The organism is uncultured Frigoribacterium sp. (assembly GCF_963515265.1).
Taxonomy (GTDB): Bacteria; Actinomycetota; Actinomycetes; order Actinomycetales; family Microbacteriaceae; genus Frigoribacterium.
The window spans coordinates 1-7323 of record NZ_CAUPYL010000133.1 but is presented as its reverse complement, the minus strand read 5'-3'; the positions used below and the strand labels follow the sequence as shown (position 1 = coordinate 7323).

At 74.6% G+C, this 7323-nt stretch carries 5 protein-coding genes; 3 read left to right on the top strand and 2 right to left on the bottom strand.

Features of this window, described 5'->3' with window-relative positions:
- The first annotated feature begins 119 nt into the window (after window positions 1-119).
- Complete coding sequence (gene eccCa, locus RWM17_RS10485; protein WP_314103436.1) at window positions 120-4100, top strand: type VII secretion protein EccCa; 3981 nt, start codon at window positions 120-122, stop codon at window positions 4098-4100.
- Entirely contained in the window at window positions 4097-4738 is a 642-nt protein-coding gene (locus RWM17_RS10480) for a hypothetical protein (RefSeq protein WP_314103434.1), read from the top strand. The genes eccCa and RWM17_RS10480 overlap by 4 nt, the downstream gene beginning before the upstream one ends.
- Here RWM17_RS10480 and RWM17_RS10475 read toward each other — a convergent pair.
- On the bottom strand, window positions 4719-5402 hold the full coding sequence (locus RWM17_RS10475) for an SOS response-associated peptidase (protein ID WP_314103432.1): 684 nt from the start codon (window positions 5400-5402) through the stop codon (window positions 4719-4721). The two genes, RWM17_RS10480 and RWM17_RS10475, sit on opposite strands and share 20 nt — an antisense overlap.
- Before the next feature lie 130 nt (window positions 5403-5532).
- On the opposite strand from RWM17_RS10475, the gene RWM17_RS10470 reads away from it, so the two are divergent.
- Window positions 5533-6069, top strand: coding sequence for a universal stress protein (locus RWM17_RS10470; protein WP_314103430.1), 537 nt, complete (start codon window positions 5533-5535; stop codon window positions 6067-6069).
- 13 nt (window positions 6070-6082) lie between these two features.
- Here RWM17_RS10470 and RWM17_RS10465 read toward each other — a convergent pair whose 3' ends face one another.
- Window positions 6083-6997 (bottom strand): cation diffusion facilitator family transporter, encoded by a 915-nt coding sequence (locus RWM17_RS10465; protein WP_314103428.1) that lies wholly within the window; start codon window positions 6995-6997, stop codon window positions 6083-6085.
- Window positions 6998-7323 lie beyond the last annotated feature (326 nt).

The following is a 7323-nucleotide window of genomic DNA, read 5'->3' as shown; positions in this document are numbered from 1 at the left end:
GCCCGGGACGCCGTGCCGGGTCGCGACCCGCACGCCACCGCCGGGCGCGACCCCGAGCGCCGCAGCGGGCGCCGGTCCGCCGGGTCGACCACCGCCACGCGGAGCCAGGAGGGACGGCGATGACCGTCAAGCTCGTCCACCGTCCGACCCGGATCACCCGGCCGGTGAAGCCCGCTGAGCACCAGGACGTCACGCCGCCGCCCCAGCTGGCCGACGGCAAGGTCGGCGGCGTTCCCGTCCAGGCGCTGCTGCCCGTGGTCGGGGCGCTCTCGTCCGTCGTGATGATCGTCGTCTACCGCGGCAGCTCCAACCCGCTGTTCCTGCTCGTGGGCGGCGTGCTGCTGCTCGTCGCCCTGATCGGCGGCCTGGCGGTCACCCTCAGCCAGCGCGGCAACGCCGTGCGGCAGCGCCGGGTGCAGCGTGAGCGCTACCTCGACTTCCTCGAGCGGCTGCGCGCCGCCATGCGGACCAAGGGCCGGGCCGTGCGCGCGACCGCGGCCGTGCTCGACCCCGAGCCCGCAGCGCTGCTCGAGCTCGTCCGCGACCCCGCACGGCTCTGGGAGCGCCGCCGTCAGCACGACGACTTCCTCTCCGTCCGGATCGGCGAGGGCGACCTGGCCTGGTTCCCGATGTCCGTCCCCGACGACCCCGACCCCGTCCAGCCGTTCGACCCGATCATGGTGAGCGAGGCCCAGTCGGTCGTCGACCACCTCTCGACGGTGCGCGGCATGCCGATCACCGTCGACCTCGACCGTGCCGGATCGGTCGCCGTGCTCGGCGACCGTGAGTCCGCCCTGCGCGTCGCGCGCTCGATGATCCTGCAGCTGGCCGCCCTGCACTCGCCCGACGACGTGCACATCGCCGCGGCCTTCCCCGAGAGCGCGGCCGCCGACTGGAAGGGCGTCGACCTGCTGCCCCACGCCGTGGTCGACTCGCTCTTCGACGGGCCGGTGCCGGCGCGCCGGGTCGCGCCCAGCGCCTCCTCGTTGCTCTCGGTGATCGGCGGCGAGCTGGGCGACAGGGCGCAGGAGGCGGCGACCACGAAGCGCTCGATCGGGACGACCGCGCGCACCGACGGCTCACGGCTGGTCGTCTTCGTCGACGACTGGGGCCACGTCGCCTCGAGCATCCCCGTGCCCGACGCCGACCTGTCGCTGACCGACCTCGGCGTCACCACGGTCCACCTGCTCAGCGACCGCCTGCACGAGCCGTCGGACGTGACGCTCCGCATCACGGTCGAGGGCGAGGAGGCGGTCGTCACCGACGCGCGGGTCGAGGACGACGGCCAGGTGCGCGTGCAGCGGGCCGTCATCGACACCACGACCCCTCAGCTCTTCGAGGCCGTCGCCCGCACGCTCACGCCGCTGCGCCTCAGCCTCAGCCGCCAGGACGAGGTCGACTCCGCCCGCTCGATCAGCGTCACCGAGCTGCTCGGCATCGACGACGTCACCACGCTGACCCCGGCGACGGCGTGGACGCCGCGCTCGCCGCGGGACTTCCTGCGGGTGCCGATCGGGCTCGACGACTTCGGCGCGCCCGTGCTGCTCGACCTCAAGGAGTCGGCGCAGCTCGGCATGGGCCCGCACGGCATCTGCATCGGCGCCACCGGCTCGGGCAAGAGCGAGCTGCTGCGCACGCTCGTGCTGGGGCTCGCCCTGTCGCACCCCCCGGAGGACCTCAGCATGGTGCTCGTCGACTACAAGGGAGGCGCGGCCTTCGCGCCCTTCCAGGGTCTCCCGCACGTCGCGGGTCTGATCGACAACCTCGCCGACGACGCCCAGCTGACCGAGCGTGCCCGGGTCAGCATCCAGGGCGAGGTCGTCCGGCGTCAGGAGCAGCTCCGCGACGCCGGCGGGGCCGCCTCGATCAGCCACTACCGCGAGATGCGGGCCGAGCGGCCGGAGCTGCCGCCGATGCCGCACCTCTTCGTCGTCATCGACGAGTTCGGCGAGCTGCTCACCGCCGAGCCCGAGTTCGTCGACCTGCTGCTGACGATCGGCCGCATCGGCCGGTCGATCGGCGTGCACCTGCTGCTCTCCAGCCAGCGCATCGAGGCCGGCAAGCTGCGCGGCCTCGACACCTACCTCTCGTACCGGATCGGCCTCCGCACCTTCTCCGAGGCCGAGAGCTCGATCGTGCTCGACCGGCCCGACGCGTTCCACCTGCCCGCCGTGCCGGGCTACGGGTTCCTCAAGGTCGACACGTCGGTGTACCGGCGGTTCCGCGCGGGCTTCGTCTCGGGTCCCCTCCCCTCGGAGGCGGCGCGCGCCCTGTCGACGGAGGACGTGCGTCCCGTGCCCCTGCTGCTGCCGACCTACAACGGCATCGCGTCGTCGGACGACGACCAGGGCGAGGAGGAGCTGAGCCGGCCCGACGTCGGGCGTGCGGTCATCGACGAGGCCGTCGACCGCCTCATGGCCGGCGGATCCGCGGTCGACCCGGTCTGGCTGCCGCCGCTGCCCGACCGGCTCGCTCTCTCGAGGGTCGTCGGCGAGCCCGGCGCGGGCGGGCTGCGCGTGCCCGTCGGGCTGCTCGACGACCCCGTGCGCCAGCGACAGGACCCCTGGCTCCTCGACCTCTCCCGGGCCGGCGGGCACGTCGCCGTGATCGGCGCCCCGCAGACCGGCCGCAGCACGTTCCTGCGCACGGTCGTCGCCTCCCTCGCCCTCACGCACACCCCCCGCGAGGTCACCGTCTACGGCATGGACCTGACGGGCGGCGGGCTCGCGCGGATCGAGGGGTTCCCGCACGTGGGAGGCGTCGCGACGCGCGCCAGCAAGGACCGCCTCCTCCGGCTGCTCGAGGAGCTCGCGGCGATGCTCGTGGTGCGCGAGCGCGTGTTCCGCGACCACGGCATCGACTCCCTCGCCATGCTCCGTCGCCTGCACGCGGCGGGCGAGGTGCCCGAGCTGATCTCGGCCGACGTCGTGCTCGTCGTCGACGGCACGGGCGCGCTGCGGAACGACTTCGCCGAGCTCGAGACGCCCTTCGGCGACCTGCTGCAGCGCGGCGGCGGCTACGGGCTGCACGTCGTGCTCGGCATGACCCGCTGGAACGAGCTGCGCATGGCGCAGCAGCCGCTCGTCGGGACGCGGGTCGAGCTGCGCCTGAACGACCCCGCCGACTCGGTCATCGGCCGGAAGCTCGCCCAGACCATCCGCTCCGACCAGCCCGGCCGCGCGCTGACGGACGACCACCTGTTCGCCCAGGTCGCCCTCCCGGTGCTCGACGACACGGACGACGACGACCTCGGGGCAGCCCTGGAGGCCCTCGCGCGCCGCTCGGCGACGAGCTGGAACGGGCCGGCCGCCGCGCCGATCCGCCTCCTGCCGACGGAGCTCTCGCCCGACGAGCTGCCGGACGTCCGCGACGAGCCCGTCGCGGTGCCCTTCGGCCTGCGGCAGGACACGATGCAGCCCGTGCTGCTCGATCCGGCGCTCGAGCAGCACCTGCTGGTGTTCGGCGACTCCCGCTCGGGCAAGTCCACCGTGCTGCGCGGCCTGGTGCGCGGCTTCGTCGAGCGCGCCTCGCCGGACGACCTCGTCGTCGCCCTGATGGACCTCCGCGGCGACCTCGTCTCGGAGGTGCCCGACGACTACCTGGGCGGACACGCCTCGACCTCGACGGACGCCCGGGCGCTCGCCACGGCCGTCGCCGGCGAGCTCGCGGCGCGCCAGGCGGGGGACCGGGCCGCGGGGCCGCGCATCGTCGTCGTGGTCGACGACTACGACATCGTCGCGTCCGGCGGCACCGAGCCGCTGCGTCCCCTGCTCCCGTTCCTGCCGTCGGCGCGGGACCTGCGGCTGCACGTGCTGCTCAGCCGGCCCGTCGCCGGGGCCTCGCGCGCGCTCTACGACTCCGCTCTGCAGACGATCCGCGACACGGGCGGGTCGTCGCTGGTGATGTCCGGCGAGCGGAGCGAGGGGCAGATCCTCCCGCAGGTGTACGCCGAGCAGATGACCGCCGGGCGCGGCCGGCTGGTGCGCCGGGGGCAGTCGCCGCGCATCGTGCAGGTGGCCGACTTCCGGCCTGCCGGGCCTCCTGGTGCTGGCGAGCCTGCCGGTGCGGGCGAGCCCTCCGCGTCCGGGACGGCGTCGTGAGCGGCGTCGCCGGCAGCCGTCGCGTCGTCGTCGCGGGCGTGGCGGGGGGCGTGGGCACCACCACCGTCACGGCCCTGCTCTTCACGACGCTCTCCGGCGACTCGTCGCCCCGGCTCGTCGACCACTCGGGAGGCGACCTCGGCGCACGACTCACCGGAGGGGACGACGCGGGCCGCGTGGACCGGTCGCTGTCGCTGCACGACCTCGGGGCGCACGCCGACGGGGCCCTGATCGACCTGCTGGCCGAGCCCGACGTGTTCGGCGTCGTCGTCGGGCCGACCACCGAGGCCGGCACGGCCGACGTCCGCCGCGTGCTCGAGAAGGTGCGCGAGCGCCACGGCAGCGGCGGTCTGAGGCGCATCCTCGTGGTCGTCGTGGGCACCTTCGGCCAGCACTCCACCGCGCGTGCCGAGGAGGCGCTGCAGAACGAGTTCGGCCGGCGGTCGCTCGTGGTCGTCCCGCGCGACCCGGCGCTCGCCGCGGGCGGCCGGGTGCCGCTCAACCGCGTGAACGCCGAGTCGCGCCGTGCTCAGGGCACCCTCGCGTCGTACCTGCGCGAGCGGCTCGTGAGCCACGCGGGCGCGACCACGACCGCGCCGCCTCCGGTGGTCCCGGGCCTCAGCCCACCGGCTCGATGAGCCTGGGCCCGGTGTTCCGCACCGAGCCGACGTCGCGCGTGACCTCGTGGTGCACGAGGTCGTGGGCCACCTCGAAGGAGGCGCGGTCGAGCAGCGAGAGCAGCTCACCGGTGTCGAGGTGGTCGCCCAGCCAGTCGTCGTAGGCGTCGGGCGTGAGGCAGGACGGCATCCGGTCGTGGACCTCGCCGGGCGCGACGTGGGCGTCGCGGGTGATGATCGACATCGAGAGCACCCACCTCGTCGGGTCGTCCTCGTCCTTGGCGGGGTCGGGCCAGGCGCTCGTCACGCCGGCCATGGCGAGGCCGGCGTCCGGCTGGTGCACGAAGTGCGGCTGCTTGCCCGTCTCGGTGACGACCCACTCGTAGTACCCGAGCGCCGGCACGATGCAGCGTGCCTGCGCGAACGGCCGCCGGAACATGCCGCTCGTCGCGACGGTCTCGACACGGGCGTTGATCGGCCGGGGCCGCTTCTTCAGGTCGGGGTACCAGGAGGGCGTCAGCCCCCACCGTGCCTGGGCGAGCTCGCGCTCGCCGTGACGCGTGCGCACCACGGGCACCGTCGTGGTCGGGGCGACGTTGAAGTCGTCCGGCAGGGTCCCGAGGCCGGCGAGCAGGTCGGGCATCAGGTCGGACGTGGCCTTCGCGATGACGTAGCGGCCGCACATCCTGACAGTGTGCTCTCGTCGGGGAGCCGGCGGAAGGGGCCGACCGGCGGTTCCCCTCGGGGGCACCCGCGTGGTTCACTGTGGCCACGCGCGGCGGCGCCGCCGCTCGGGAGCAGGAGAGGTGGTCGCCGTGGCTCGCTCAGGAGACATCCCGGACCCGGCGGAGGAGCTGCGCGGCTGGGTGGTCGTGGGCGTCGTCCCCGTCACCGCCGAGGCCGTCGTGGCCCGGGCCGCGGAGTTCGCCCGGCGCTTCGGCACCGGGCTCGCCTGCGTGGCCGTCGAGCCCGACCGGATGGCCTTCGCCGAGAGCATCGACGGGACCGTGCTCTCGTACCCGATCGCCGCGGAGGACTGGGCGGACGAGATCGCGTTCGAGCCGGAGCTGCGCGAGCGCTTGCTCACGGTGCTCGTCGACCACGCCGGGCCCGTCGCCTTCGTGGCCCTCACGGGCGACCCCGCGACCGGCCTCGCGTCGTTCGCCGGGACGATCGACGCGCCGATGATCGTGGTGGGCAGCCGGGAGGCGGGGCTCCGGGGGAGCCTGCGCGAGTTCTTCGCCGGCTCCGTGGCGCTGCACCTCAGCCACCGGCAGACGCGACCCGTGGTCGTCGTGCCGCTCTCGCCCGTGTCGCGCGCACAGGCGCTGCCGTGGGAGGACGAGCTGTAGCGGCCCCTCCTGCTCAGGCGTGGGTGGTGCGCTCGTGCTCGGCGTGGTCGGCCGGCTCGAGCTGGAACGTCGCGTGCTCGACCTCGAAGTGCGAGGCGAGGCACTTGTCGAGGGCGTCGAGGGTCTCGTCGACGCGCATGTCGCAGAACACATCCCGCTCGACGACGACGTGCGCCGAGAAGACGGTCGCGCCGCTGGTGATCTGCCAGGCGTGCACGTCGTGGGCGGAGACCACCCCTGGCGTGTCGGTGATGTGCGCGCGCACGGCCGCGAGGTCGATGTCGCCCGGCGCCGAGCCGAAGAGCACCCGGACGGCCTCGCGCAGCAGCGACCACGCCCGCGGCACGATCATGGCCGCGATGATCAGCGAGCCCACCGAGTCCGCCTGGGCGAAGCCCGTGGTCAGCACGACGACCGAGGCGACGACGACCGCCGCCGACCCGAGCAGGTCGCCGAGCACCTCGAGGTAGGCGCCGCGCATGTTGATCGAGTGGGAGGCGCCGCCGCGCAGCACCAGCAGCGCCACGACGTTGGTCGCCCCGCCCACGAGGCCGACGACGAGCATCGGCAGGCCCAGCACCTCGAGGTGGCTCGGGTCGAGGAGCCGCGACACGGCGGCGACGGCCACCGAGAGCGAGACGGCGACGAGCACGAGGCCGTTGACCAGCGCCGCGAAGACCTCGGCGCGTCGGTAGCCGTAGGTCTGACGGCCGCTCGCGGGGCGGGCGGCGACGATCGTCGCCAGCAGGGCGATGACGAGGCCGGCCAGGTCGGAGGCCATGTGGCCGGAGTCGGCGAGCAACGCGAGCGAGCCGGAGAGGGCCGCGCCGACGAGCTGGGCGACGAGGCCGAGGGCGACGACGCCGATCGCGAGGCGCAGGCGACGGCCGTCGGCGGCCATGTGGCCGTGCGCGTGGTCGTGGCCCATCCGTCGCTCCTCGCGTCACCCGGTCGGCCCGCCGGGTGCTGGCCGTCGTCGACCCTACCGGCGGCGACCGACGCTCGACAGGTGCGGCGGCTAGTCGATGTCGAGGATCGTTCCCGACTGTGCCTCGACGGTGATCCGGCACGGCGGGGCCGGGAACAGAGGAGGGGCCCCGGTCGTTGGCAGCGTCATGACCGACACCGGCGCCTCCTCCGTCCCCCGCCCCTCCTCGTCGGGCCCGCTCGTCGGCGTGACCGGCTCGACCGGCGCCGTGGGCGGCCGTGTCGCGGCCGCGCTCGCCGAGGCCGGCGTCCGGCAGCGCCTGGTCG